The following is a 25,042-nucleotide window of genomic DNA, read 5'->3' as shown; positions in this document are numbered from 1 at the left end:
GCTTCGAGTCATCGATGGGCATTTCGCATCGGGCTTCCCGCCCGGTGGGCCCCGATTGGAACATCTTCCGGCTGATTCGCGGCCGACCAAGGAGCGTCCCGTGACGCACACACCGCGGCCCGGACAGCGCGGCACCGACCGGGGTGTGCCGGCGCAGCCGGGAACGCAACCGTTCCCCGAACCCACCCGCACCCCGCGGCTGCTGCTGCGTCCTGCCGGGGCACCCACGTCGTCCGTCGACGGCGCCTGGTTCCCCTGGACCCAGAACATCACCTCGGAGCTGCACGACCTGGTCTCGGCACTCGCCCCGAGGCTCGGGCCCGTCGTGCGGATCGCGTTCGAATGGAATGCGGTCAGCTCCGCCCAGCGGCGCATCGACGACGTCGACGGCATCGAGATCACCGGTCCGATCCCCGGCCAGCCGTCGACTCTGATGTACCTGTTCGGCGAACACGGCACCCGGCTCGCGCTGACGATCGTCGCGCCCCACACCGACCCCGACCGCGCCTACGAGATCATGCGGACCGTCGCCGGTGTGCCCGATGAACACTGACCCGCTTCCCCCGACGATTACCACCACAGAACAGGACACCATGCAGCACCACGAGTACCCGATCTTCCTTCAGCCCGGCACCCCCGCCGACGCGGACACTCCCACCGAGGCCGAGACGGATCCCCGCCGGCACGGACCGCACGACTACTCCGGGCTCTTCTCGGCTCCGAACTGACCGGCATATCCCCGCTGCGGGGGGAACATGATCGAATCCGGCGCAGGACCCCGGCGCAGACGTCACACTGAAATCCGGAGAAATCCCCCGAACTCTGGAGACGCCATGCGCCGGCTGTCGATCCTTGCGATGACCACCTTCGTTCTGGCGGCCGCCGCCTGCGGCTCCGACAGCGGCACCGAGGACTCCGCGACGACGACCACCCGCGCGCCCGACTCGGCCCAGGCCGAGCAGTTCCAGGCCGCGCTCGACGACGTGCGCGACGACTTCAAGTTCCCCGGCGTCGTCGCGCGGGTGATCACCGCCGACTACGAGTGGACCGGCAGCTCCGGGACCGCCGGCCGGGACTCGACCGAGCCCCCGACCGCCTCCGACCACACGCGCATCGGCAGCATCACCAAGACGTTCACCGTCACCGCGATCCTCCAGCTGATGCAGGACGGCAAACTCTCCCTCGACGATCCCATCGGCAAGTACGTGCCGGGCCTGCCCAACGGCGACACCGCCACCCTGCGCCAGCTCGCCGACATGACCAGCGGCATCCCCAGCTACACCTTCGACGAGAACTTCCAGAACCAGCTGTTCGGCGACCCCACCAAGCCCTGGACTCCCGAGCAGCTGCTCGACATCGTGCGCGGCGACCCGCCGAACTTCGCGCCCGGGGAGAAGTGGGAGTACTCGAACTCGAACCTCATCGCCCTCGGCCTGGTCGTCGAGCAGGTCAGCGGGCAGAGCCTGGGCGACTACATCACCGAGCGGATCACCGAGCCCATCGGCATGAGCGAGACGTCGTTCCCCGACGGCACCGACATCCCCTCCCCCCACCTCGACGGCGTCACCGAACAGGGACAGCCGGAGGGGCAGACCACCGACGCCACCAACTGGGATCCGTCGTGGGCGTGGGCCGCCGGAGCGATGATCTCCACCCTCGACGACCTGGAGATCTGGGCGAAGGCCATCGGCACCGGCGAGGGACTCTACGACCAGCAGACCCAGGACGTGCGGATGTCGTCGTTCCTGTACGGGCTGCCGCCGAACACCGCGACCGCGGCGTACGGGCTCGGACTCGGCGACGCCGACGGCTGGCTCAGCCACACCGGCGAACTGCCCGGCTTCAACACCTACTTCGGCTACAACCAGGACACCCGCGACATCATCCTCGTCGCGGTCAACAGCGACATCCCGAACGCCCAGAACCAGAACCCGGCACCCACCGTGGTGCAGAAACTGCAGGCTGTGCTCGCCGGCTCCTGAGGCCGTGGCGGCCCTCACGTTGGCCGGATCCGGCGTGATCGGTCGTTATGGTGGATCAGGTGACTGCCGCACTCCTCGCCGCCATACCCGCCGACGCCGGCGCCCCCACCGACGGCCTCGCCGGCTGGGCGCTGTCCCTCATGGACCGGCTCGGCGGCGTCGGAGCGGGCATCGCGATCGCGCTGGAGAACTTCTTCCCGCCGCTGCCGAGCGAGGTCATCCTGCCGCTCGCCGGCTTCGCCGCGAGCCTCGGCAGCTTCACCCTCTTCGGTGCCCTGTTCTGGACCACCCTCGGCTCGCTCGTCGGCGCCCTCGGGCTCTACGCGGCCGGACGCGGCATCGGTCCAGACCGGATCCGGCGGATCGTCGACCGGCTCCCCCTCGTCGACGTCGCAGACCTCGACCGCACCACCGCCTGGTTCGAACGACACGGCGGCAAGGCCGTGTTCTTCGGCCGCATGGTCCCGCTGTTCCGCAGCCTGATCTCCATCCCCGCGGGCGTCACCCGCATGCCCGCGTGGCGATTCGTCCTCTTCACGACCGCGGGCAGCCTCATCTGGAACAGCATCTTCGTCTTCGCCGGCTACGGCCTGGGCGCGAACTGGTCCCGCGTCGAGCCGTACGCGTCGGTGTTCCAGAACGTCGTGATCGGTGGCGTCGTGCTCTTCGCCGGGTACGCCGTGGTCAAGCGGGTGCGCAAGCGCCGCGCGCAGACCGACGCGAACTAGCCGACCTTGCACCCGTTCCTGTCGGCTTGCATCCGTTCCGGCGCGACGAAACGGGTGCAAGCACGCAGAAACGGGCGCAGGCTCGGATTCAGAACATGACGCCCGCGAACGGCGCCGAGGCCGTCGCGAACAACTGCTCGACCACCGGCAGCGCGTCCGCGTCGTGCACCTGCACGAGCCCGGCGACCTCGAGCTGATGCCAGCGGGTCCCGCCGAGCAGCGTCGCGGCGAGCGCGGACGCGTCCACCTCCAGCTGCGCCGGCTCGTCCACGCGGTCCGCGCCCGACGCCGAGATCCGGTAGGTGCCGGAGTTCTCCGGCAGCCGGTCGTCGACCACCGCCAACCGCACCTCACCGGGGCCGGCGAACGTCCGCTCCCGCAACGCGGCGGGCACGTCCACGATCCGCAGCCACGTCTCGTCGCCGGCGCGGCGCAGCTGCACCGCCCGGGAGTCCGTCAGCAACCACGGCAACGGGTCGTCCTGCGGCATCGCGACGAACACGAACGTGTCGACCAGATCCAAGTTGAGCAGGAACCGCAGCAGACCGAGGTAGGCCGTGCGGGTCGGCGCGAAGAAGTCCTCGACGACGACCGTGCGCTCCCGGCTGCCGAACCAGGTGTCGGTGCCGATCGGGCGGTAGCGGGCGAAGCCCGTCTCCGCTCCCGGCTCGCCGTGCACCGCGACGTACCGGGGTTCGCGGTCCCCGACGATCCGGTGCTCCTGCGACCGCCACCAAGGCGGGATGCGGTCGATGCTCCCGGGCCGCGACGACGGATTGTCGTCGGCGATGCGCGAGAGCAGGTCCCACGCGTCGTGCGGGTCGACGAGCCGCACCGGCCCGCCCTCCCCCACCGACGGGCGCAACGCCGCCCGCCGCACGTCCAGTTCGACGGTGTGCGTCGTGGTCGCGATGCCGTACCCGAAACGGCCGTAGATCGTCGCCTCGGAGGCCCGCAGCGACGTCACCACCTCACCCCGCTCCTGGGCGTCACTCAGCTGGTGCCGCATCAACGCCGACAGCACGCCCCGACGCGTGTGCGTGGGCAGCACCCCGACGTGCGTGACGGCGGCATGCGGGACGCGGCGCCCGCCCGGCAGGATCATCCCGCTCGACGCCGACTCCACGGTGCCCACCAACTGCCCGTCGACGAACGCGCCGAGCGTGCGGCCCTGCTCACGCTGGGTCAGGATCTGCCCCGGCTGGAGCGGGTTCGGGGCGGGCATCCCGATCATCGCGGTACGGAACAGTTTCGCCGCCGACAGCAGCTCTGATTCGGTCTCGAGGACCCGGATCTCCGGCATTACCGCAGCATACGGGGATCGCGGCGACGGGACCGCCCGGACGTGCCCTCCGCCCTGGGCTGTCGTTCATCGAAGTGCCGCCGCCACCCCACCGAACAACAGAACACCGACCAGCAGCGACGGGACCGCGACGCTGGAGATGGCCAACCCTGTGCCGAATCGACGGACCGGCCCGCGGAACGCCGTCAGCACTCCCCCACCGACGAGGGGACCGAGGTACGGCCACGCTGCGTCGCCGCCGGCAATGCCGAGAGGGACCGACGCCACGCACACCAGTCCGCACAGCGCCCCGGCGAAGCTCTCCGGGCCGAACCAGTCGATGCGATCGGCCCACCACGACTCACGGCTCATCACGACAACGACCACACGACACAGAGAACTACCGCAGCCCCACCGACTCCGAGCGCAATGCCGCGGCGACGTTCGACGCGTGAGCGCGCCAGCACAGCAGCGATGGCAGCCATGACCGCGGCGACGACAACGAGAATCCACCCTTCCGGCGGGTTCGCCCGATAGTCGATCATGCCGATCGCGGCGACAATCCCGACGAACATCGACGCTCCGCCGGCTGCGGCAAACGGCAGGGACCACGTGGCGGCCTCCCAGAAGCCGATCCGATCGAGCCGTTGCGAAAGCCCAGGCGGGAGGACCGGCCGAATCATCGGACGACCACCACACGAAGCGCATCCTCCGTACCACCGAGCCGGGTGGGCTGGTGCGGATCCGCATCGGGACGTGTCCCCGCCTCGTAAGGCGGCAACTGAGCGTACGCAGACCTGAAACGTTCGAACGCTTCCGTTCCGACCCCGATCGAATGATGGAACGGAAGGTTGATGAGCGGACCGTATTCGCTGCCGCTGTCGGCAGGGTCGATCGTGACAGTTTCCGTACCGCCCATGGGCGTATCCCGATAGACCTCGAGCGCCGGGTAATCCGTGATCACACCGTCGACAGCAATTCCTTCCGCCCGCGGCGATACCACGATGTCGCCGTTGACCGTATGCGTTGGCGTCGACACATCCGGAGCGAGAGGGTTTCTCGCGTGGTACTGGATCCGAACGGCACCGTCGGCCGCCTGCTGGACGTCTACGGTCGGCACACCGACCCGTACGTCACCGTCGACCGACACCGAAGGATTCTGACGGGCGATCACCATGCCGTTCTCGTAGTCGACGTAGATCGCGACTCGTGTGTCCTCGACGTCGAATCGGGGATCCTCGGACCGATGGTCACCCAGATCCTGCGGCAGGTTCACCACCGTTTCGGACGGGATGTAGAGCCCGATCCGGACTACGCCCTGACCCGGCACGGGTTCGATCCGACCCGCGACGACCTCCGGCCCCACTCCCGCGTACTTCTCGGCATAGCTGTTCGCCACAAGGATGTACGCCGTCTCCCAGTCCACCGGATCGAGCGGGAGCCGACCCGTGACTCGCTCGAACGCACCAGCGGCATCCGCCCGCCGCTCATCGCCGGAGTCTCCCCCCGGGGCAGGCGTGGGTCCGGCGAGAACCACGTCCGTGGGAAATCGAACCTCGTCCGATTGCATCGCGGAGAGCGACTCGAGCGCTCTGCGCATCGCCGACGCAACCCGAGCGTCTTCGTCGCCCAATACGGTCAACGCGCGGGCAATTTCCGTCTCGTGTCGGCTCGCGACTTCTGTGGATGCTCCGGCCATATCGACCGCCACGACGCGCCCATCGTTCGCAACCCGAAGCCCCTCACATTCCGCCGATGCGACGGCATGCACTACGTATGAACGCGCAGCCTCGATGCTCGAGGCTCCGCGGCGAGCAACATCGGCACAGCGTTCGAGAGCCCCTGCTGCGCGATTCGCCGCGTCGACGAACCGCTGAATCCAGCTGCGTTCGTGATCTCCGGCTGCTCCTCGCCAAAACCGGTACGAGTCGTCGAAGTCGCGCTCCATGTCGCGCTTACGCCGGTCGATCTCGTCACCAAGATCTTCCCATTCAGCTGCGATCACGACCAGCGAAGCGGTGTCCCAGCGTTGGGCGTGCTCTCTCGTCGCCGGACTCACACTCTGCCCCGCAGGTCGCGCAACGCGTCGGCCGACGCACGATCCACCTCCGAATACGAATCCGCAGCAGCATCAGCCCTCACCGCCACGCCGCGCAGACGAGCGGCCAACTGGGACATCGATGCGACCACGGCTGTCCACACCTCTTCACATGCAATCGCGGTACACGATCCGGAAAGCAGATCCCCGACTTCCGACCTGTCGGTGCATTTCTCCAGTGCGGCAACGGCGTCCGCAGTCCTTGCTGCAAGCAACCGGAGTTCTTCCGGCACGACGAAAACGCTCTCCCCCATGCAGTTGCCCCCTCTGTCCCCAACCTGCCCGATGCACCTTACACAGAAGGACCGCCCCTACTTACGACTGTCGGATGACCCGATGCCGAAAACCTGACGACTTCCGCGGCAACGCTCACCGAGTCGGCAGACTCCCGGTCGTCCCGCCCATCAGTCGCCAGTGCCTCGCGTTCGAGCGGTGGCGTTCCCATGCCGTCGGCGCGCTACAGTACCCGGGCCGATGGACATCATGGGGGGATTTCATGGCCGGGGAACTTCGTCTGGATCCGCAGACGATCGACGAGATCGTCGCGATCTGCGACACCATGCTCGGAACGCTGAAAGACGCGGCTGAGAAGGCTGGCAATCTGTCCGATGGGCCCAGCTTCGGTGGCTTCGCGTCGGCCGAGGCTCTCCGCGCCGGATTCGTGCGCAAGGCCCAGGGCACACCCGAATCGCTCTACGAACGGCTCGAACAGTTCTATGTGGTGCTCAAGGACATGCGGGACCTGTTCGCCGCCGGTGGCGAGGGTTTCCTTGCCGCCGAGTACGACTGGGTGCAGCGTGTGCACGGCGCAAGTTTGGACGAGCAGTGACCGGCCGCCGCACCGCCGGTGGCCTGCTCGCTGTCGGGGTGCTCGCCGGCTGCGCGGTGCCTTCACACTCCGCCATCACTACGAGCGAGCCGCCGACCCCCGTGACCACCACGACACGCGTGCCGCGCCTGGTCGACGAATCCGATCGACCGCTCGTCGCCTTCGACCCCTGCCTCGACATTCCCGACGAAGTGCTCACCGCCGCCGGCTACGACCCGAGAACCGAGGACAATGCGGACTTCGCCGCCACGCATTTCACGATGCTCGGCTGCTCCTACGACGGCATCGTGCACATCCCCGGAATCCTGGCCAACTATGGTCTGTCCGTACTGTCCGCCAACTTCGACTTCGAGGAGGAGCGGCAGAAGGCCACCGGCAACGGTGATGACATGGTGCTCACGGAACTCGCCGGCCGGAGAGCACTGTTGAAGACCAATACGTCCCTGCCGTACCGATGCGGCATGAGCGTCGAAACGTCATATGGGGTGCTCATATTCGGCCGAATCCACTTCCGCGACAGCAGCGCTCCCCTACCCGAATCACAGTGGTGCGTCGGCCTGGAGGACACCGTCGGTCGGATCGTCGCGGTTCTCGACGACTTCGAATCGGCATCGCGCTGAACGACATCCGCAGGATTCACGCAGAGAGCACCGCTTTTGTGTCGGCATCCCGCGCTACGGTTGATCACACTGGAGGAAACCACAGAGGAGGCGGCCAGTGAACGACAGCACGGACCTCCCGGAGATCAACACCTGGGACGGAATGATCGACTGGCTCGTCGACTCGTTCACCGACAAGCCGACGGGTCTCGTCATCGATCTGGGACCGAGCGGCTACGTCGCTCCACTCGACCACGACGAGGACGAGGACGAGGACGAGGACGAGGACGAGGACGAGGATCCGGTGGTGTGCGCGCAGGTACACGTGCTGGCAGACGGTGTGCTGATGGTGCGCCGCTCCCGGACCGTCCTCGGCCGGCTGCGGCTGGACACTCACGCTGTGGACGGACTCGAGCTCGACCGGTGGTTCTTCGACGGTCACTTCGACGACTGCAGCGCTGGCTACCTCTTCACCCGCGACGTCACCTTGGCTGCCGACGCATGTGTTTCGTGGTTCCGCGACAGCCCGGACGCGCCCCCGCTCGACGAACTGGGATGCGAGTACGAGTTCCCCGACACGCTTCCGACCGGCACGTAGCCCCTGGCGTGATCCCCGTGGCTCGTTCCGGTCAGCCGTGCCGCTGTCCGAGCAGACGCTCGAGGCCCGTCTGCCCGATGATCGAGATCCTCTGCCCGAGCCGCAGGCGCTCCCGCACCGCGTACAGCTTGCGTCCCTCGGACTCGTTCAGCCCATTGCGGACGTCCCCTCGCACGAGCAGCGTGGTCGAGTCGCCGACGGCATCCTGCACGTGTCCGCCGGCGCGCCGGACGAGCTCCGCGGCCTCGTTCCGGGTCCATCGCTGGAGCTTGCCGGTGAAGACCACCCGATGGCCCTCCAATGACGCGGGGCCCCGTCCCGACCGCATGTTGACTTTCGCCAGCGTCGTCAATGCCTCACGTGCGTCGAGTGCGTCGACATACTTCTTCGCCTTGGCGGCCGTCGCGTGCCAGATCCAGCACTTCAGATCGTCCGGCGCCGTCAGAGTTCGCAGTTGCTTCACGTCACGTGCCGTCCAGATCTCGCCACTCAGCAGGGTGCACGCGAGGAGTCCCAGTTGGAACACGTCGTCGCCGGGACCCCAGTTGTGGTGGACCCACACCGCGTCCGGAACGAAGTCGGGCGTGAAAGCGGTCACCTTCGCCTTGCGGGGATCGAGTGTCATCCGGGAAATACCGAAGTCGCCGAGGACGAGCCGTCCACCCCGGAGGAAGACGTTCTGGGGTGTGATGTCGCGGTGCGTGATGCCGACGTTGTGCATCGTCGCAAGCAATTTCAGTAGGGCACCGACCTCCGTGCGCACGCGCGACGGACTCCACCCGCGACCGTTCGCCTCGACGAGGTCGGCGACGGTTCCATCCGGCATGTATTCGAACACGAGCAGGTGCAGGCGCCGTCGCCCGCCACGACCGGCGGCAACGACGAACGAGTCGTGTAGCGCGACGGCCCGGTCGTTGCCGTGGAGCAATCGACCGAAGAACGCCTCCCCGTGCCAATCGTCGATGTTGTGACACACTTTGACGCACACTCTCCGGACCCGACGACCCGAGTTCCGCGCGAGGCGGTAGGCCAGGTAGGTCTCACCGAATCCGCCCTCGCCGATCCGCTCGCAGAGCTCGTAGCGAATCCCGTCATCGTTGACCACGGATCCGCCGACCTCGAGTCGTCCCACCCCGCCTCCCGCCCGTCGGTCCCGACAGCGACGATATCGAAGGAAGGCGCCCCATCGTCTTGTCCCCGCGTCCGAGGAGCTTCGCCGAGATGTGGATGAGCAACCGGATCGAGCGCGCACCAGGCTCGTCAGCGCGTGGAGGTCTGCCTCGAGTCACTCGACAACCACCCGGCGTGTCCTGTCCAGACCGGCGCTGCCTCCCCGGAGGTTCGAAACGGCGATGCCCAGCGACCACGCCCCCGAGGCCGCTGCGCTCCGCCCAGTGAGACACGCAAGAGTGCTCGGAGCGGTGAGCGAAAGACCGAGTAGTGAGCCCTACGTCATGCTGCTCGTTCGAACCAGTCAATCGCGAGGTCGGCGACCGCGGCTGGGGCATCGTCGGTGATGAAATGCGCTGCGTCGTCGACGTAGGCGAACTCGATGCGATCGGCGTACCGCCCCGGATTGCGGCAGATGCGCCCCAGCTGTTCGTTCCACGGGCGGTCTTGGCGGCCGAACACGACGAGGGTCGGCACCGTGAGCCTCCGACGTCGGTAGACCCCCCGCGCCATGCGCACGGCTTCGGGCAGCACCATGCCACGCAGAAGCGGACGCACCGCGCCGTCGATGTCGGGGCGGCGCATCGGGGCGAGATGCGCTTCGACGGTTGCCTCCGACATCGGGCGGGCAACGTACGCCGCGGAGAAGGTTCCGCGCAGTGAGGCGCCCGGGCGGTGCCAGACCAACGAGGGCAGGTGCCGGAAGCCTGGCAGGACCTTCGGGCTGAACGTCATGAAGGCCGGGGGCACGGCGAGTTGCACTGCCGTGCGAACCCGCTCGGGGTGGTCGTAGGTCAGCTGCACTGCGGTCAGGACGCCCATGTCGTGGGCGACGAGGTGGGTGCGCTCGATGTGGAGGACGTCGAAGAGGGCGAGCAGGTCGCGGAGCCTGGTTTCGCGCTCGACACGCGGATCGTCCGCCACGGTCCAGCCGGCCCCGCGCAAGTCGGGGCAGATGACCCGGTAGCCGCAGGCCGCGATGACCGGAGCTATGGCGTGCCATTGCCACCAGTGCTCGGGAAATCCGTGCAACAGCACGACCGGCTCACCTTCGCCGATGGCGGCGACGTGAGTATGCAGTCCGGGCGTCTCCACGACGAGATGGTCGAAGCCGGACGCCTCGGGCAGCGGCGGCGACCAGACCGAGGCGGGCGTGGGCACGGCGACCCCCTTCGCACGGTGGAGATACCACGTTCATAGTGGACCTCTCGGAAAGGGTGTGTCCATGCCGGCGGCTACCCGGGAGCGCGGACTCGAGGCAAGGGCGAAGGGACAGGAGGGCGTCCCTGTGGGCGGACAGCTGATCTCCCTGATGCGGACAGCTGATCTCCCTCTCCGCGGTCAGGTGATCTCCTCGAGCTGGTTCCCCACCCGTCGGGCGCTCCTCGGCGGAATCGACGACTGGATCGCCGAACGCGAGCGCGCCGACCTCGAGCCAGCCTCACGCGGTGACGGTGGAACGGTTCCGGCCGCCCCTGGCCCTGTTCGCGGTCGACGCCCCGAGCGTGACATGAGAATCGTGAAGCGGATGTTCAGGATGCGGCACGCGCGGTGACTGCCGAATTTGGTGGTCGGCCGCACTCAGCGCTCGCGTTGTTCCTGGGACGATCAATTCCATTCACAAGCTACGCCGTCGTCGTCCCGATCGAGTTCAAGTCTATAGCCCGCCTGACCGCGCAAGAGCGGTGCAACGCCGGCATCGCGGGCAGCGTCGCAATTCTTGTAATAGGCGAACGATTCAGGCGCCGGCGGTGGTGGGGTGTACTCGGGCGTGTTCACCGGTGGGGCGGGCACGTACGTCGTGGTCTCCGACGGCATGTACTCGGGAGGCGGCGGTCTGAACACGGTGGTCGTCGGTACAGAGCTCGATGACACGATCTCCGACGGTGTGCGAATTGCCTCTGGCGAAGTCTGCTGTGTCGTGGCCGCCGAGGAGAGTTCACGAGTAGTCGTCGTGGATGACACTTGCGGCGGTTCTACCGGGCGGTCGGAGTTCGAGCTGTTCACGCCGGCCAACACGCTTCCTCCGACAACAATGAACATCACCACACCGACCGCCACGAGCCCCCTGTTTGCACGTTGATTCGCTGGGGTCTTCCGCGTCCTCCGCTCTGGCACCGCCTCGGCCAACTTCGACAAGCGGGCAAAAGTCGCGGCACCGACAGACTTGGCGACCGCAAGTAGCAGTCTCCTAGCTTGCTCCGCTTCATGCCTCTCCCAGACCTTCATCGTCTGGTCTCGGGGATCGGTAGGCCGCTCATGACGAGACTCGGCCTTCTTCTGCGAAGGCCACGACGGAGGCGCCACCGTATCGGGCGCGCAGAGTCCTACCTTGTTGCGCTCAGTGACGCGACCGGCACGATCGATCTCGAACAATTGGATCCGATGCGTTCTTGCATAGTCGACAGCCGTTGGTCCGTAGCCGTTGATCGCAAAGTACGCTCGCGTCTCGGCCGTACCTATATCGCGATCCATGTAGAAGCTCGTCAGTTCGGATCGGCTGACGGGGGCGGCACGAACAGTTACCTTCGCAACCAACCCCGGTGCCCGAATATTCATGCGGCTCGATCCACCGCCGGCAGTCGGGACGAACCCGAGAGACCTCAGGTAGCGCTCAGCGATGGCTTTCGCCTCTGATGGCGTCATGCTCTCGGCCATAATGCCCTCGCCGGTCCTACTTCAAGATCATCGATGCGAAAGCGCATTCACGCTGATTCACTCATTGAGGTAATCGTTCGGTACGAATAGGCCATTACGCACCGGCAGACGTACAGCAGACGGTCGTGGGCCGTCTCCCCCTGGACGGGCTTCGCCAACCTCGCGCTTTCACGGTGGTTCGTGAGTGCAGGATGTCGCAGACAAAGAATGACGCCCTGAACTGCGAGGTTATGGCTTGCCCAGGGTCATGTCGGAGCAGTTCGAGGAGCACCTTTCAGATAAGCAAGCCTTCTCCTCCTGCCCCGTCTGTCGACAACCCTCGCCGATCTGCTCGCAGAGTTCGTGGCGGATCCCGTCATCGTTGACCACGGATTCGCGGATCTCGAGTTGTCCCCCACCGTCTCCCGCCTGCCGGTCCCGACAGCGACGATATCGAAGGAAGGCGCCTGATCGCCTGCTCCCGGGTCGGAGGTTCTTCGCAAAGACGTGGATGAGCAACCGGAATCGGACGCGTGCCAGGCTCGTCAGTGCGTGCGGGTCCGCCTCGAGTCCCTCGACTGTCAGGACACGGTCGTCGGTCGACGGCGTATAGGGTGCCGACCATGAGCCCCGCGAGCCTGGACCCGCTCGACGTCGCAGGCCGCGTCGTGCAGTTGCTCGAAACAGGTCGACGGGAATCCACCTACAAGCTTGCGACAGTCATGGCCTTGGTGGACATCTGCGTCGAGAACACGCCCGCGCCCGACGGCAGCCTCGCGGTTCCGATCGACGAGATCACCCACCGGATCGTCGCCTACTACTGGCAGCAGGTGCGGCCGTTTCAGCAGCATGGTCCACTCGCTCAGGTGAAGAGGGGCCGCTCGATGCCGGATCGAATTGCCGAGGCGCGGAACGACTTGATCCGTGAGGGATTGCGCACCGCAGAGGCAGCTCGCGCCGCTTCGCATCCCTCCTATCAGGCCTTGGTGCGCTCGCTGCGGAAAACCGTCGCGCAATACCCGCTCACACACCTGCAGACGGTTCTAGATACCCGCATACGCGACGACTTCCTGTTCGATGCTTCCGCGTTCCGCAAGAAGATGACGGTCGCCGACGTCAACCGGGTCGCAATGATCGTCCTACGTCCGGGCGTCCCCGAGGGTCTGCGACGCACCTCGACGTTGCTGCGGGCATTCGTGCGCTCACTGTGGGCGCAGGACGTAATAGCCTTGAACCGTGCCGAGCTCGACGCAGAGGACCTCGACGGCTTTCTGTTCGGTGCCGACCGCGTCGCCTTGCGAGCTCTCGTCGATCCACTCCGCGATCTACAGGGTGATAGGTGCTTCTACTGCGCGACCCGCATGCGCGACGATGTGCAGATCGATCACGTCGTGCCGTGGTCCCTCGTCCCGATCGACGGCGTCGCGAATCTCGTCGCAGCCGACACTCGCTGCAATCTTGACAAGTCCGCTAGCGTGCCGGTCCGGATGCATATTCGGCGGGCACTGGACCGTGCCCATCTCGATGATGTCGCTGCCGCCACGAAGATGCCGGTGCTTTTTCGGCGAACAGCCTCGGCGGCTGAGGGCATGTACGGATCGTTGCCCGTCGGGTCCCTGCTGTGGCGGCAGGTGCAGGACTACGAGCTTCACACGGGTTGAGGACGACACGAGACGGACCGTGGTTGCGGTCCCCACCGTTATCCGTTTGGTCCAATAGCGGAATGACAGACGCGCCCCCGCCCGAGGAGTTGTCCACTGCGATTGCCGCGATTCGCCGCATGGCACCGGAAGGCGTGCAGGAACACTGGGTCGATGTGGGAGGCGTCAGGTACCCACCCAAGCAGGTATGGGGAATTTTGAGTGGTCGCCCGCGCTCCGGCTACAACACCCATCACGCCCTGTCACAGCTTGGCAAGATCGGTTTCGAGACGAGCGTGAACCGGCCGCACGGAGCCCAGCAGAACGAGCTCGATTCCGCCGAGACCTCGGTCGACACCAGCACGGCGGCATCCGGAACCGATTCGGAAGCGAATGACGGGAATGACGGGGGCACCGGCATGACCACACCCGGAACTTGGCGAATCAGCGACGGCTCGCGGGTGGCATTCGCCGACGCTCGGGCGGCGTGGGCGGTGGCCGCCCAGGGCATTCTCGAGCGCACTGCGCGGCGATACAACGGATTCATCACCTACATGGATCTGGCCGAACAAGTCCAAGAAGAAGCCGGCATTCGCACCCGAATACAGATGCGCAATTGGATCGGAAAGGTCCTCGGAGTAGTAGTCGACGAATGCGCACGTCGCGGCGAGCCCCCGCTCACGGCACTCTGCGTCAAGCAGGACCACACCGTCGGCGACGGTTACCGCTACGTCCTCGAGACCGCCAGTGAGCCCATTCCCGATGACCTCGATCATCACGCCGCCTGGGCCCGGCTCGAGTGCTACCGCGCCTATGCCGACAACCTGCCCGCGGACGGTGGAGAACCCACGCTCACGCCCAAGGTGGCGGCCACGCGGTCCGCAGCGGCTCGCCGGGATGCGTCGACCAGACACACCCAAACCGATTTCTGCCCGGTACACCGCACGGCTCTTCCGGCTACCGGTCGATGCGACTACTGCGATTAATAGGTAGAGCTTGCCTTCATCGGTTCTGTGCTCGGTGATATCGGTGAGCCACAAGCGATTCGGCTCGTTCGAGGCGAAGACGCGGCCGACGAGATCGTCGTGCACCGGTGGCCCGGAACAACCCTTCTTCGAGCCACGTTTCTTGCCGAACGCACTCCACCACCGATTCTCGGAGCAGATCCGCCAGGCCGTCCGGTCCGACATCGACTCACCCGCATCGCGGGCCTCGTCGGCGAGGAACCGGTAGCCGAATTCCGGGTCTTCGCGGTGGGCGTCGAACAGGGCGTTCGCCCGATAGGCCTCCTCGAGTTCGGCATCGGTGACAGGACGGACGAGCCACCGGTAGTACGGTTGGCGGGCGATCCCCAGGACCCGGCACGTCACCGCGACGGGGATCCCGCCGGCGGCCAGCTCGCGGACGAGCGGGTAGATCATTTTCCCGGAAGATTCGCCTGCGACAGATAGGCTGCGGCCCGCCGAAGCACCTCGTTCTCCTGCTCGAGCAAACGGATCCGTTTTCTCAGCTCGCGGTTCTCTCTGGACTCCTCGTTCGTCGTCCCTGGCTTGATGCCCTCTTCGACGTCAGCCTTCCTGAGCCAGTTCGTCAAGCAGGATTCGCTGATGCCGAAGTCCGCGGCGATCTGCCGCAGGTGCTGACCTGGTTCGCGACCTCGGGCCACCCGGACGACATCGTCGCGGAACTCTTTCGGATAAGGCTTGGGCACGGGGTCCATCCTTCCAGCAGTGCCTCACGGCACCACAGTTCAGATGTCACCTGTTCCTACAGCAGTCCCATGCCACCAAGTTCGGCGACACCACCCCCCCGGATCATTCGAGTGACAGGGGCAAGAAGTCATACCGAACTTGGCGACCGTCGCCCTGTGTTGCAGGGCTACGAAGAAGGTAACGGGAAGACCGATACGTGGATGTTGATCGTCTTCATCTACGAGATGTTGTTTGTGAGTAGCGGTCCATTCCGCCTTTGTATCTCGGCCAGATCACATCGTCCTCGATGTGTCTGGCACGTTTGTCCGCCATCAGTGCCCGGTCGCTGGCTGGGTTCAGAGGAGTTGATGGAAGATGTCGAGGGTGACGTTCCACTCGGCGGTCCCGGGGTTTTTGCGGTCCGGCTGGACAGTGACGAAAGTGCGCGCCAGCGCCACGCTCAAGCCGCCGGCAATCAGCGGCAATCTCTGCTCGGTTCTCTCGGAGAGGGCTACGTCCAAGGGCGGTTGGGCCGCCAGTTGGTCGAGCAGAGGTTGTAGTTCGATCTCCTCGTCCAGCTTCTCGAATCGGTCGATGCTCTCCTGCAGCCCCTTGGTGATCGGCAGGTCCCACGGTTCGATCACGTCCCGCAGGTTTGCCTTTGCCGAGGCCTTGCCGATGAGGATCACGTCGTAGATCTTGTCGTCGATGAAATCTGTATAGCGTTTGAGATCGTTCCGGTCGACGTGCAGTCCAGCCGCTACCCGGAAGAACCGCTGGAATTTTGCAGTGCCCATCACTGGCATGTCGTCAGCTCCTCTCGAAGTATTCATGGATTTGTCGTACCGCCATCGCTCCTTCACCGACAGCGGATGCGACCCGTTTTACCGAGCCGCTGCGGACGTCACCCGCTGCGAACAGACCGGCCCGGCTCGTTTCGAGTGTTCTCGACGGCGGGGCGTCGATTCTCTGGTTGCCGTCCTCACGGGCGGGGACGGCGTCCACGCCCGTGAGGACGAAGCCGTGATCGTCGAGCGCGATCGCGTCGGTCAGCCACCCGGTATGCGGCATCGCCCCGATGAAGACGAACAGAGCGTGCACCCGGATCCTGGCCTTGTCGCCCGTGCGATTGTCCTCGATTGCAATCTCTTCGAGGTGCTTGTCGCCGTGGACCTCACGAATCTCGGCATTTCGGTGCACGGTCACGCGCGGATGGCGTTCGATCTGGTCGACGAGATACCGGGACATACTTTTTCCGAGGTCGTGGCCGCGGATGAGGAGGTGAACGTGGGAAACTTGGTCTGCGAGGAAGACGGTGGCCTGGCCGGCGGAGTTTCCGCCGCCGACGATGGCTACAGGGTCGGTGCCGCACAGCCGCGCTTCCTGATTGGTTGCGGCGTAATACACGCTTCTCCCCTCCAGTGCCTCGATTCCCGGAACCTCCAACTTGCGATATCACGCCCCGGTGGCGAGCACGACCGCCCGGGCGCGGATCTCGCCGCCGTCCGCCAGTTGGAGCACATGGTGCCCGCCCTCGGATCCCAAACCGGTCACTTCCGCCGACACGAGAAGGCGGGTACCGAACTTCCCGGCCTGAATCACGGCCCGCTCCGCCAATTCGGCACCGGAGATCCCCGCCGGAAAGCCCAGGTAGTTCTCGATCCGGGAGGAGGTGCTAGCCTGCCCACCTGCAGCGATCGACTCCAGTGTCACCGTGTTCAACCCGTCGGATGAGCCGTACACGGACGCGGCCAGACCCGCCGGTCCGGCACCTACGACGACGAGGTCGCATACGTCGTGCGCTGCGTCCGGGACCGGAAGCCCGACGATGCGGGCGAGTTCGGCGTTCGTCGGATTGCGCAGCACCTTCTCGCCGTGCCAGATCACGACGGGAGTGTCCTCTGGGGCGACACCCAGGCTTTGCAGCAGTTGCTCCGCCCGTTCGTCTTGCTCCAGATCGATCCATTTGTGGGGCAGCCGGTTGCGCATCGCGAACTCGCGAAGCCGCAACGTGTCCGGGGAATAGCAGGAGCCGATGATTCGGAACCCCGAACCGAGCCCGATCAGTAGGTGCCGGCGCACCAGGTAGGCCCGCAGGATCAGATCGCTGAGCACGAGGTCGTGGGCGACGAGCTCGCGCACCCGCTCGGCTGGGACGACGAGCACCTCGCCGTCCTCGATCGCCTCGGCGGTGAAGAACGCCACCTGGCCATCCAGCAGTCCGAGCTCGCCCAGGAATCGGCCCGGACCGTGCAGGCGCAATATCCGACGCTCACCGTCCTCGGCGCCCTCGTCGATGATCGCGACCTTGCCGGAAAGGACGACGAAGAAGTCGCTGCTGCGGGTGCCCGCTCGAATCAGCACCTCGCCGGCGTGAACCGATCGACGTGTGCCTCCGGTCTCGAGCGTCGCTACCTGGGCGTCCGTCAACCGCGGGAATGCCCCGACTGCATCCGGAGTCTCGTCGTCGACGAGCTGACCGTCGCCGAGGCGTGGGGCGTCCTCAGACGAAATTCTGGTCGACATAACACCAACGCCAATCTTCACCGGGTTCCATCGACTGGACGATCGGATGGCCAAGGGCGTGAGCGTGTGCGCTCGCGTGCTTGCCCGGCGAGGAGTCGCAGCAACCGACGTGTCCGCACGACAGACACAGCCTCAGATGTACCCACGGGGTGCCGAGGCGAAGACATTCCTCGCAACCTTGTGGAGTGCGGGGCGCCACGGCCCGGATCGCGATCACATGTGGGTCCGCGTGGGAAAAAGTCATGAGTTCGCCTCCTTGCCTGCTTTTTCCGAGAGCGCCTGATCGAGCCATGTGCGCAACACCGGTACCGGAGCGGCGCCCGCCTGACGAGCGAGTACCTCACCTCGGTCCATCACCAGCAGCGTCGGAACGGCACGGACGGTGAAACGTTCGGCCGTCTGGGGTGCAGCATCCACGTCAACCTTGACGAGCTTGATCTGACCTGCGCGTTCTGTGGCGAGCTGCTCGAGCGCGGGGCTGACCATTCGGCACGGAGCGCACCACGTCGCCCAGAGGTCAACGAGTACAGGCACCGAGGATTTCTCGGCGACCTCCGCGAAGTCGCCATCCCCTGCCGAGGCGATCCAGGGCAGCGGCTCGTGGCAATTTCCGCAGCGGGGTCTCCCGTTCCCGGCCGCCGGTACCCTGTTGACCTTGCCGCAGTGTGGGCACTTCACCTTGTCGGATCCCATGACGACACCCCTTCTCAGGCCGCGATGGCGGGTTCCGTATATGCGACGGACAGTTCGCCGTCATCGACCGTGACATCGATGGTGCCGCCCGGTTCGATTTCGCCGCGCAACAGCGCACGACCTATCCTGGTTTCGACCTCATGGGCGATATACCTGCGCAGGGGTCGTGCACCGTAGACCGGGTCGAAACCGTGTTCGGCGATGAGCCGGCGTGCTTCCGGTGTGATATTCAAGTGTATCTGTCTCTCTGACAATCTGTTCCGAAGATCGGTGAGTTGTAGCTCGACGATATGTTCGATCTGGGGCAGCGTGAGCGGGGTGAACAACACGATGTCGTCGATCCGGTTGAGGAACTCGGGACGGAAGTGCCCGCGCAGTTCCGCCAGCACCCGCGCCCGGGCGTCCGGCTTGATCTCGCCGTCCGCTGTGACTCCGTCGAGGAGATGCTGGGATCCGATGTTCGAGGTCATGATGATCACCGTGTTCCGGAAATCGACCTGCCTGCCTTGAGAATCGGTGATCCGGCCGTCGTCGAGCACCTGTAGAAGGGTATTGAAGACGTCGGCATGGGCCTTCTCGATCTCGTCGAAGAGCACCACGGAGTACGGCTTGCGACGCACCGCCTCAGTGAGCTGACCCCCCTCGTCATACCCGACGTACCCGGGGGGTGCACCGATGAGTCTGCTCACCGTGTGCCGTTCCTGGTACTCGCTCATATCCAGGCGCACCATGTTGTCTTCGCTGTCGAAGAGGGCACTGGCCAGCGTCTTTGCGAGTTCGGTCTTCCCCACACCTGTCGGGCCCAGGAAGATGAACGAACCGATCGGCCGGCGCGGATCGCGGATACCCGACCTTGCTCTGATTACCGCGTCTGCGACTAGTTGTACCGCCTCGTCCTGACCGATGACTCTCTCGTGCAGGATCTCGTCGAGCTTCAACAGTTTCTCCCGCTCGCCTTCCTGCAGTCGAGCGACCGGGATACCCGTCCATGCGGCCACGATTTCTGCGATCTCGTCTTCGGTGACCACCTCGCGCAGCAACGGATTGCGGCCTTGCCTGGTGGCCAATTGCTCCTCCGCCGCCTTGAGTTTGCGTTCGAGTTCGGTGATCTCGCCGTATCGCAGCTCGGCGGCCCGATTGAGGTCGTAATTGCGTTCGGCCTCCTCGGCTTCGTGTCGCAATCGTTCCAGCTCTCCCCGTAGCTCCTGCACCCGACGGATCGCTTGGCGCTCTGCCTCCCACTGAGCGTGCCGGGCGTCGGTCTCGGCCCGCAGATCGGCCAGTTCCTTACGCAACTCCTCGAGGCGTGTCTTGCTGGCGGCGTCCGTTTCCTTGGACAGGGCGGCCTCTTCGATCTCCAGCCGGGTCACTTTCCGGGTGAGTTCGTCGAGTTCGGCGGGCATCGAGTCGATTTCGGTTCGTAGCCGGGCGCACGCTTCATCTACCAGGTCGATCGCCTTGTCCGGAAGGAAACGGTCGGTGATGTACCGGTGCGAGAGGGTCACGGCGGCCACCAGTGCGCCGTCCTGGATCTTCACGCCGTGAAACACCTCGAGGCGTTCTCGAAGTCCGCGCAGAATCGAGATTGCATCCTCGGCACTGGGCTCGTCGACGAGAACGGTCTGGAATCGACGCTCCAATGCTGCATCGGATTCGATGTGCTTGCGATACTCGTCGAGAGTGGTGGCACCGATCATGTGCAGTTCGCCGCGGGCGAGCATCGGTTTGAGCATGTTGCCGGCGTCGAGAGATCCCTCGCCGCCGACCGATCCTGCGCCGACGACGGTGTGTAACTCGTCGACGAACAACAGGATGCGCCCCTCGGCCGCTTTCACCTCGGACAGCACCGCCTGCAGCCGTTCCTCGAACTCGCCGCGGTACTTCGCGCCGGCCACCAGGGAACCCATGTCGAGCGAGAAGATCGTTTTGTCGCGTAGGCCCTCGGGCACGTCGCCGCGGACGATCCGCTGGGCGAGTCCCTCGACGATCGCGGTCTTGCCGACGCCGGGGTCGCCGATCAGCACCGGATTGTTCTTCGTTTTCCGGCTCAGGATCTGCGTTACCCTGCGGATTTCGGCGTCTCGCCCGATGACCGGATCGAGTTTGCCTGCTCGGCCCTCGGAGACGAGGTCGCGTCCGTACTTCTCGAGCGCCTCGTACGCCCCCTCCGGGGTGGCCGAGGTGACGCGCTGGTTGCCGCGCACTGTGGTCAAGGCGGCGAGGAAGGTCTCTCGTGTGACCCCATGGCTGGTGAGAACCCGTCCGGCCGCACTGGTCGACCCCTCCTCGGAGAGGGCCATCACGAGATGCTCCACCGACACGTAGGAATCCTTGAGTCGCTTTGCCTCTCGTTCGGCGGCGTCGAGCAGTTTGGCCAGGCGCTGGGTGATCATCACCTGACCGGGCGTCGCACCGGGGCCGCTGACCTTCGGCCTACGCATGAGTGCCTGTTCCAGATCGGAGCGTAGGGCGTCGACGTTCGCACCGGCCTGCTCGAGCAGTCGCGGTACGAGCCCTTCCTGCTGATCGACCAACGCGAGCAGCAGGTGCTCTCCGTCGACCTCGGTGTGGCCCATTCTGGTCGCGATGTTCTGGGCCTCCTGCAGGGCTTCTCGTGACCTTTCAGTCAGACTGCCGGTGTCCATGGGGGTGTCTTCCTTCCGTGGGACGCTGCTTCGAGTTTCTCGATTCGATCCAGCAGATCGAGCACGAGCCCGATTGCCGAGTAGTTCAGGCCTAGACCCGTCCGCAACCGTTGGATGCGGGCAGCGTGGGCCACTGCTGACGGTTCGAACAATATTTCGCCGCCGGGGTCGCGGCGTGCGTCGATCAGGCCGAGAGCCACGAGTTTTCTTGCCAGGTCGGGGTGCAGCCCGGTACGTTCGGCGAAGACATCCAGCGACATTCCGGTACGGCGAACCAATATGTACTGGGTGCCCGGGGTCGGGGTGCTCATGGCTGTTTCCTCGGGTCGAAGTTCGATTCGGCGGCCAACTGTTCGAACAGCTCGCGTTCACGTGCTGTCGGTTTCGATGGCACCATCACCTTGATTTCGGCGTAGAGGTTGCCGTTGGAGCCTCGCGGGTTGGGCATGCCTTCTCCGCGCAGGCGCAGCTTCCTACCTGTCGACGAGCCCGGTACGACTTTGACTTTCGCCTCACCGCCGGGAGTGGGAACGGCGACCGTCGCGCCGAGGGCTGCTTCCCAGGGGGAGACGGGAAGGTCGACGTAGATGTCCCGGCCCTGTACGCGGAACCGGGAATGCGGTTTGATCCGGACCACGAGGTACAGATCCCCGGGCGGTGCGCCGCCGTTGCCTCGGCCCCCTTGCCCGGCCAGCCGGATTCTTTGGCCGTCGAGGACACCGACCGGAATGTTGACGTCGTATCGTCGTCCGTCCAGACGGAGAGTGCGTTTGCCGCCCCGGTACGCCTCTTCCAGGGTCAGTTCCAGTTCCGCTTCCTGATCGGCGCCGGGAATCGGGCCGTACGCGCCACCGCCGCCGAACATCTGTCCGAAGAGGTCCTCGAAGTCGACGCCCCCCTCGCCGTCTGTGCCGTGTCCGAAGTGCACCCTCCGGCCCCCACCGCTGTACCTTCCGCCGCCGTACCCGCCGGCGCTTGCCCGGACCCGTTCGTCGTAGTCCTCGGGTACCCGACGGAAGTCGTCCCCGAATCGGTCGTAGCGTTTCCGGGTGTCTGGGTCGGATAACACTTGGTAGGCCTCATTGATCTCTTTGAACTTGTCTTCCGCAGTGGGGTCTTTGTTGATGTCGGGGTGATATTTGCGGGCAAGTCGGCGGTAGGCCTGCTGGATTTCGTCGGTGTCGGCGCTGCGCGGGACCCCGAGCGCTTCGTAGTAGTCACGCGCCATGGCGCTCACTCCTCAGGTCGGCTGACGACCACGGTGGCGGGACGCAACTGCTGTCCGTTTTCTCCGTAACCTGGCCGCAAGACCTCGATCACGGTTCCGGAGGGAAGGTCGGGTTGGGTCACCACACTGACTACTTCGTGGAGTTCCGGGGTGAACGGCACACCGACCTCGTCGTGGCGCTCGAAGCCGAGCCGTGACAGTATCTGCACCGCTTGGTCCCGGATTGCCTTCACACCCTCGACGACGGCCTGAGGATCGCTATCCGCATGGGCCAGCGCGAGCTCCAAGTTGTCCAGGACAGGCAGCCACGCCGCCGATACCCTCGCTGTCTCCGCGGCGCGTTCACGGTCGAGATCTTTGGCATACCGCTTGCGCAGGTTGTCCAGATCTGCGAGTGCTCTGCGCCAGCGGTCCTCGAGTCGAGCCAGCTTGGCTTCGGTATCGGTGTGATCAGGCCTCGTCTCGGTCTGGTCCGTGTCAGTATGGTCGGTAGCCTGCTCGGTCGTCGAATGATCAGCAGATCTGTCCATCAGGTGCCTCAGCTCCGATCGAACTCGGCGTCGATCACGTCGTCGTCATCCGACGACGCAGCGTCTCTTCCGCCGGTCTGGTATCCCTCGCCGCCGTTTTGAACCGCTGCAAGCCCGTAGAGCAACTGCTGCAGCTCCGAGGTCAGTGGCTCTACCTCCGAGGGTGGAGCACCGTCTTCTACAGCCTTCCTCGCGTCGGCGATCAACATCTCGGCACGCGCTTTCTCGTGCGGTGGCGCACTGTCACCCAGTTCGGCAAGTCGCCGTTCCACCTGGTAGGCAACCGAATCGAGGGCGTTACGTGCGTCGACCGCCTTGCGCAGCTCCTCGTCCTCACGCCGGTTCCGTTCGGCCTCGGCGAGCATGCGCTCGACCTCGCTCTGGTCGAGGTTGCCCTGTTCGCTGATCGTGATGCTCTGCTCCTTGCCGGTGTCTTTGTCACGGGCGGTGACGTTGAGAATGCCGTTGGCATCGATATCGAATGTGACTTCGACCTGCGCCTCGCCGCGTGGCGCAGGTCGGATGTCTTCCAGCCGGAACCGGCCCAGCACCCGGTTGTCGGCGGCGCGTTCGCGTTCGCCCTGCAGGACTACGACGTCCACGGCGGACTGATTGTCTTCCGCTGTGGAGAACACTTCGCTGCGTCGGGCGGGGATCGTCGTGTTGCGCTCGATGATCTTGGTCATTACCCCGCCCTGCGTCTCGACGCCGAGGGACAGTGGGGTGACGTCGAGCAACAGTACGTCGGAGACCTCACCTTTGAGCACGCCTGCCTGGACCGCGGCACCGAGCGCCACGACCTCGTCCGGGTTGACGCCCATGTGGGGATCCTTACCGCCGGTGAGCCGGCGAACGAGTGCCTGTACCGCCGGAATGCGTGTCGAACCACCGACCAGGATCACCTCGTGGATGTCGTTGGCGGTGATCTTGGCGTCACTCATTGCCTGCTTTACCGGACCGAGGCAGCGTTCCACCAGATCTGCCGTCAGATCCTCGAACTTCGATCGCATGATCGTGGTGGTGAGGTGTTTGGGGCCGTTCGCGTCTGCGGTGACGAAGGGCAGGTTGACCTGGGCTTGAGTTACCGAGGACAACTCGACCTTGGCCTTCTCTGCCGCCTCGAAGAGTCGTTGCAGCGCTTGTGGATCCTTGCGCAGATCGATGTTCTCCGCGCTCTGGAACTCGTCGGCGAGGTAGTCCACCAGGCGCCGGTCGAAATCGTCTCCGCCGAGGTGGGAGTCGCCGGCCGTCGAGCGAACCTCGACTACTCCCTCGCCGACATCGAGCAGGCTCACATCGAACGTGCCGCCGCCGAGGTCGAAGACCAGTACGGTCTCGTGGGTCTGTTTGTCCATGCCGTACGCCAATGCCGCCGCGGTCGGCTCGTTGATGATCCGCAGGACCTTGAGGCCCGCGATCCGGCCGGCGTCCTTGGTGGCGTTGCGCTGCGCGTCGTTGAAGTAGGCCGGAACGGTGATGACCGCTTCCTTGACCTTCTCGCCAAGGAACTTGCTGGCGTCGTCGACGAGTTTGCGCAGCACCAGGGCACTGATCTCCTCTGGTGCGTACTTCTTACCTCGCACGTCGAATCGTGCCTCACCGTTGTCGCCCGGTACGACGTCGAAGCTGACCGCTTTGGCCTCCTCGGAGATCTCGTCGAAATGACGTCCGATGAAGCGTTTCGCCGAGTAGATCGTGCCCTTCGGGTTCAGGATCGCCTGTCGTCGGGCCAGCTGACCCACCAGGCGCTCGCCGCTATCGGTGAATGCCACCACCGACGGCGTCGTCCGCGCACCCTCGACATTGGAGATCACCACCGGTTCGCCGCCTTGCCAGCTTGCGATGACCGAGTTGGTGGTGCCCAAGTCGATGCCTACCGCAGTTGCCATGATTCATTCCTTTCGATTGGTCCGGCCGGTGAGTCGGCGGACGGCTTGGTCCGCGACTTCGACGTCGGCGAGGACTTCGGAGTGCCGTGGTTGTGTAGGGACATGGTTCCCAGTGTCATCCGATGCGGTTCGGCCGCAGTGAGAATTGTCGCGTCAGGATTGCGTGAGTCCTGCATGTACCTGGCCTCTACTCGGTCCGGGGCACTTCTCAGTATCGCCCAGAACGGTGCCTACCGTCATGGAATGGGGGAATCGACGCGGCGGGTTCAAGTATTGG

General features: G+C 65.3%; 26 protein-coding genes and 2 pseudogenes. 8 read left to right on the top strand and 20 right to left on the bottom strand.

From position 1 onward, the window contains the following. The first annotated feature begins 100 nt into the window (after nucleotides 1-100). The 4 genes from OEY_RS0121250 (at nucleotide 101) to OEY_RS0121235 (ending at nucleotide 2,710) form a co-directional block, all read left to right on the top strand. Entirely contained in the window at nucleotides 101-553 is a 453-nt protein-coding gene (locus OEY_RS0121250) for a DUF5994 family protein (RefSeq protein WP_010595785.1), read from the top strand. Continuing rightward, a complete protein-coding gene (locus tag OEY_RS30590; protein WP_124258589.1) occupies nucleotides 543-728 on the top strand; it encodes a hypothetical protein in 186 nt (61 codons plus the stop codon). The genes OEY_RS0121250 and OEY_RS30590 overlap by 11 nt, the downstream gene beginning before the upstream one ends. 105 nt (nucleotides 729-833) lie before the next feature. Further along, entirely contained in the window at nucleotides 834-1,982 is a 1,149-nt protein-coding gene (locus OEY_RS0121240; RefSeq protein WP_010595784.1) for a serine hydrolase domain-containing protein, read from the top strand. A gap of 47 nt (nucleotides 1,983-2,029) precedes the next feature. Next, nucleotides 2,030-2,710, top strand: coding sequence for a DedA family protein (locus tag OEY_RS0121235; RefSeq protein WP_010595783.1), 681 nt, complete (start codon nucleotides 2,030-2,032; stop codon nucleotides 2,708-2,710). An 88-nt stretch (nucleotides 2,711-2,798) separates the two neighbouring features. Here the strand turns inward: OEY_RS0121235 and OEY_RS0121230 are convergent, their stop codons facing one another. From OEY_RS0121230 to OEY_RS31505, 5 genes are all read right to left on the bottom strand, one after another. After that, complete coding sequence (locus tag OEY_RS0121230) at nucleotides 2,799-4,013, bottom strand: GNAT family N-acetyltransferase (RefSeq protein ID WP_010595782.1); 1,215 nt, start codon at nucleotides 4,011-4,013, stop codon at nucleotides 2,799-2,801. Nucleotides 4,014-4,079: 66 nt separating this feature from the next. Beyond that, on the bottom strand, nucleotides 4,080-4,364 hold the full coding sequence (locus OEY_RS0121225; RefSeq protein WP_010595781.1) for a hypothetical protein: 285 nt from the start codon (nucleotides 4,362-4,364) through the stop codon (nucleotides 4,080-4,082). Next, complete coding sequence (locus OEY_RS0121220; protein ID WP_010595780.1) at nucleotides 4,364-4,675, bottom strand: hypothetical protein; 312 nt, start codon at nucleotides 4,673-4,675, stop codon at nucleotides 4,364-4,366. Before OEY_RS0121220 ends, OEY_RS0121225 begins: the two co-directional genes overlap by 1 nt. Continuing rightward, the gene (locus OEY_RS0121215) at nucleotides 4,672-6,051 is read right to left on the bottom strand and encodes a WXG100 family type VII secretion target (protein ID WP_230831794.1); all 1,380 of its coding nucleotides are present in this window, start codon (nucleotides 6,049-6,051) and stop codon (nucleotides 4,672-4,674) included. The genes OEY_RS0121220 and OEY_RS0121215 overlap by 4 nt, the downstream gene beginning before the upstream one ends. After that, complete coding sequence (locus OEY_RS31505; RefSeq protein WP_082061378.1) at nucleotides 6,048-6,344, bottom strand: type VII secretion target; 297 nt, start codon at nucleotides 6,342-6,344, stop codon at nucleotides 6,048-6,050. Before OEY_RS31505 ends, OEY_RS0121215 begins: the two co-directional genes overlap by 4 nt. Nucleotides 6,345-6,586: 242 nt before the next feature. Here OEY_RS31505 and OEY_RS0121210 point away from each other — a divergent pair, with 242 nt between their 5' ends. The 3 genes from OEY_RS0121210 (at nucleotide 6,587) to OEY_RS0121200 (ending at nucleotide 8,116) form a co-directional block, all read left to right on the top strand. Then, nucleotides 6,587-6,919, top strand: coding sequence for a hypothetical protein (locus OEY_RS0121210; protein ID WP_010595778.1), 333 nt, complete (start codon nucleotides 6,587-6,589; stop codon nucleotides 6,917-6,919). Then, entirely contained in the window at nucleotides 6,916-7,539 is a 624-nt protein-coding gene (locus tag OEY_RS0121205) for a DUF3558 domain-containing protein (RefSeq protein WP_010595777.1), read from the top strand. The genes OEY_RS0121210 and OEY_RS0121205 overlap by 4 nt, the downstream gene beginning before the upstream one ends. A 97-nt stretch (nucleotides 7,540-7,636) precedes the next feature. Continuing rightward, entirely contained in the window at nucleotides 7,637-8,116 is a 480-nt protein-coding gene (locus OEY_RS0121200) for a hypothetical protein (RefSeq protein WP_010595776.1), read from the top strand. A gap of 31 nt (nucleotides 8,117-8,147) precedes the next feature. Here the strand turns inward: OEY_RS0121200 and OEY_RS0121195 are convergent, their stop codons facing one another. From OEY_RS0121195 to OEY_RS31035, 3 genes are all read right to left on the bottom strand, one after another. Beyond that, on the bottom strand, nucleotides 8,148-9,248 hold the full coding sequence (locus tag OEY_RS0121195) for a protein kinase domain-containing protein (RefSeq protein WP_010595775.1): 1,101 nt from the start codon (nucleotides 9,246-9,248) through the stop codon (nucleotides 8,148-8,150). A gap of 320 nt (nucleotides 9,249-9,568) precedes the next feature. After that, complete coding sequence (locus OEY_RS0121190; protein ID WP_006939500.1) at nucleotides 9,569-10,447, bottom strand: alpha/beta fold hydrolase; 879 nt, start codon at nucleotides 10,445-10,447, stop codon at nucleotides 9,569-9,571. 447 nt (nucleotides 10,448-10,894) lie between these two features. Beyond that, nucleotides 10,895-11,932, bottom strand: coding sequence for an excalibur calcium-binding domain-containing protein (locus tag OEY_RS31035; RefSeq protein WP_202800289.1), 1,038 nt, complete (start codon nucleotides 11,930-11,932; stop codon nucleotides 10,895-10,897). Nucleotides 11,933-12,546: 614 nt separating this feature from the next. Between OEY_RS31035 and OEY_RS0121180 the strand changes: the two genes are divergently transcribed. Next, a complete protein-coding gene (locus tag OEY_RS0121180) occupies nucleotides 12,547-13,584 on the top strand; it encodes an HNH endonuclease (protein WP_010595773.1) in 1,038 nt (345 codons plus the stop codon). A gap of 242 nt (nucleotides 13,585-13,826) precedes the next feature. Here the strand turns inward: OEY_RS0121180 and OEY_RS31030 are convergent, their stop codons facing one another. From OEY_RS31030 to OEY_RS31470, 12 genes and pseudogenes are all read right to left on the bottom strand, one after another. Beyond that, on the bottom strand, nucleotides 13,827-14,984 hold the full coding sequence (locus OEY_RS31030) for a hypothetical protein (RefSeq protein WP_010595772.1): 1,158 nt from the start codon (nucleotides 14,982-14,984) through the stop codon (nucleotides 13,827-13,829). Then, nucleotides 14,981-15,274, bottom strand: a complete 294-nt coding sequence (locus OEY_RS31025; protein WP_006930764.1) for an IS3 family transposase — start codon at nucleotides 15,272-15,274, stop codon at nucleotides 14,981-14,983. The genes OEY_RS31030 and OEY_RS31025 overlap by 4 nt, the downstream gene beginning before the upstream one ends. A gap of 336 nt (nucleotides 15,275-15,610) precedes the next feature. Continuing rightward, complete coding sequence (locus OEY_RS0121165; protein ID WP_010595771.1) at nucleotides 15,611-16,051, bottom strand: DUF1931 family protein; 441 nt, start codon at nucleotides 16,049-16,051, stop codon at nucleotides 15,611-15,613. Nucleotides 16,052-16,064: 13 nt separating this feature from the next. Further along, nucleotides 16,065-17,780, bottom strand: a pseudogene (locus OEY_RS28805) (FAD-dependent oxidoreductase). Continuing rightward, a complete protein-coding gene (locus tag OEY_RS29895) occupies nucleotides 17,758-18,024 on the bottom strand; it encodes a UBP-type zinc finger domain-containing protein (protein ID WP_010595770.1) in 267 nt (88 codons plus the stop codon). Before OEY_RS29895 ends, OEY_RS28805 begins: the two are co-directional and overlap by 23 nt. Then, nucleotides 18,021-18,473 (bottom strand): thioredoxin, encoded by a 453-nt coding sequence (trxA, locus tag OEY_RS0121155; RefSeq protein ID WP_029540149.1) that lies wholly within the window; start codon nucleotides 18,471-18,473, stop codon nucleotides 18,021-18,023. Before trxA ends, OEY_RS29895 begins: the two co-directional genes overlap by 4 nt. Nucleotides 18,474-18,487: 14 nt before the next feature. Continuing rightward, a complete protein-coding gene (clpB, locus tag OEY_RS0121150) occupies nucleotides 18,488-21,118 on the bottom strand; it encodes an ATP-dependent chaperone ClpB (protein ID WP_006930774.1) in 2,631 nt (876 codons plus the stop codon). Then, nucleotides 21,100-21,429 carry a chaperone modulator CbpM gene (locus tag OEY_RS29890; protein ID WP_006930777.1) on the bottom strand — a complete coding sequence of 110 codons (330 nt, stop codon included), beginning with the start codon at nucleotides 21,427-21,429 and terminating at the stop codon, nucleotides 21,100-21,102. The genes clpB and OEY_RS29890 overlap by 19 nt, the downstream gene beginning before the upstream one ends. Next, nucleotides 21,426-22,346, bottom strand: a complete 921-nt coding sequence (locus tag OEY_RS0121145) for a DnaJ C-terminal domain-containing protein (protein WP_006930779.1) — start codon at nucleotides 22,344-22,346, stop codon at nucleotides 21,426-21,428. Before OEY_RS0121145 ends, OEY_RS29890 begins: the two co-directional genes overlap by 4 nt. Before the next feature lie 5 nt (nucleotides 22,347-22,351). After that, on the bottom strand, nucleotides 22,352-22,876 hold the full coding sequence (locus OEY_RS0121140) for a nucleotide exchange factor GrpE (RefSeq protein WP_006930780.1): 525 nt from the start codon (nucleotides 22,874-22,876) through the stop codon (nucleotides 22,352-22,354). Nucleotides 22,877-22,884: 8 nt separating this feature from the next. Further along, complete coding sequence (gene dnaK, locus OEY_RS0121135) at nucleotides 22,885-24,765, bottom strand: molecular chaperone DnaK (RefSeq protein WP_006930781.1); 1,881 nt, start codon at nucleotides 24,763-24,765, stop codon at nucleotides 22,885-22,887. Nucleotides 24,766-24,768: 3 nt separating this feature from the next. Then, nucleotides 24,769-24,858: pseudogene (locus OEY_RS31470) on the bottom strand (general stress protein); the annotation flags it as partial. Between the last annotated feature and the right edge of the window lie 184 nt (nucleotides 24,859-25,042).

This window comes from Rhodococcus sp. P14 (assembly GCF_000256505.1).
GTDB classification, from domain to species: Bacteria; Actinomycetota; Actinomycetes; order Mycobacteriales; family Mycobacteriaceae; genus Rhodococcus; species Rhodococcus ruber.
This window is presented reverse-complemented; position numbering and strand designations above follow the sequence as displayed.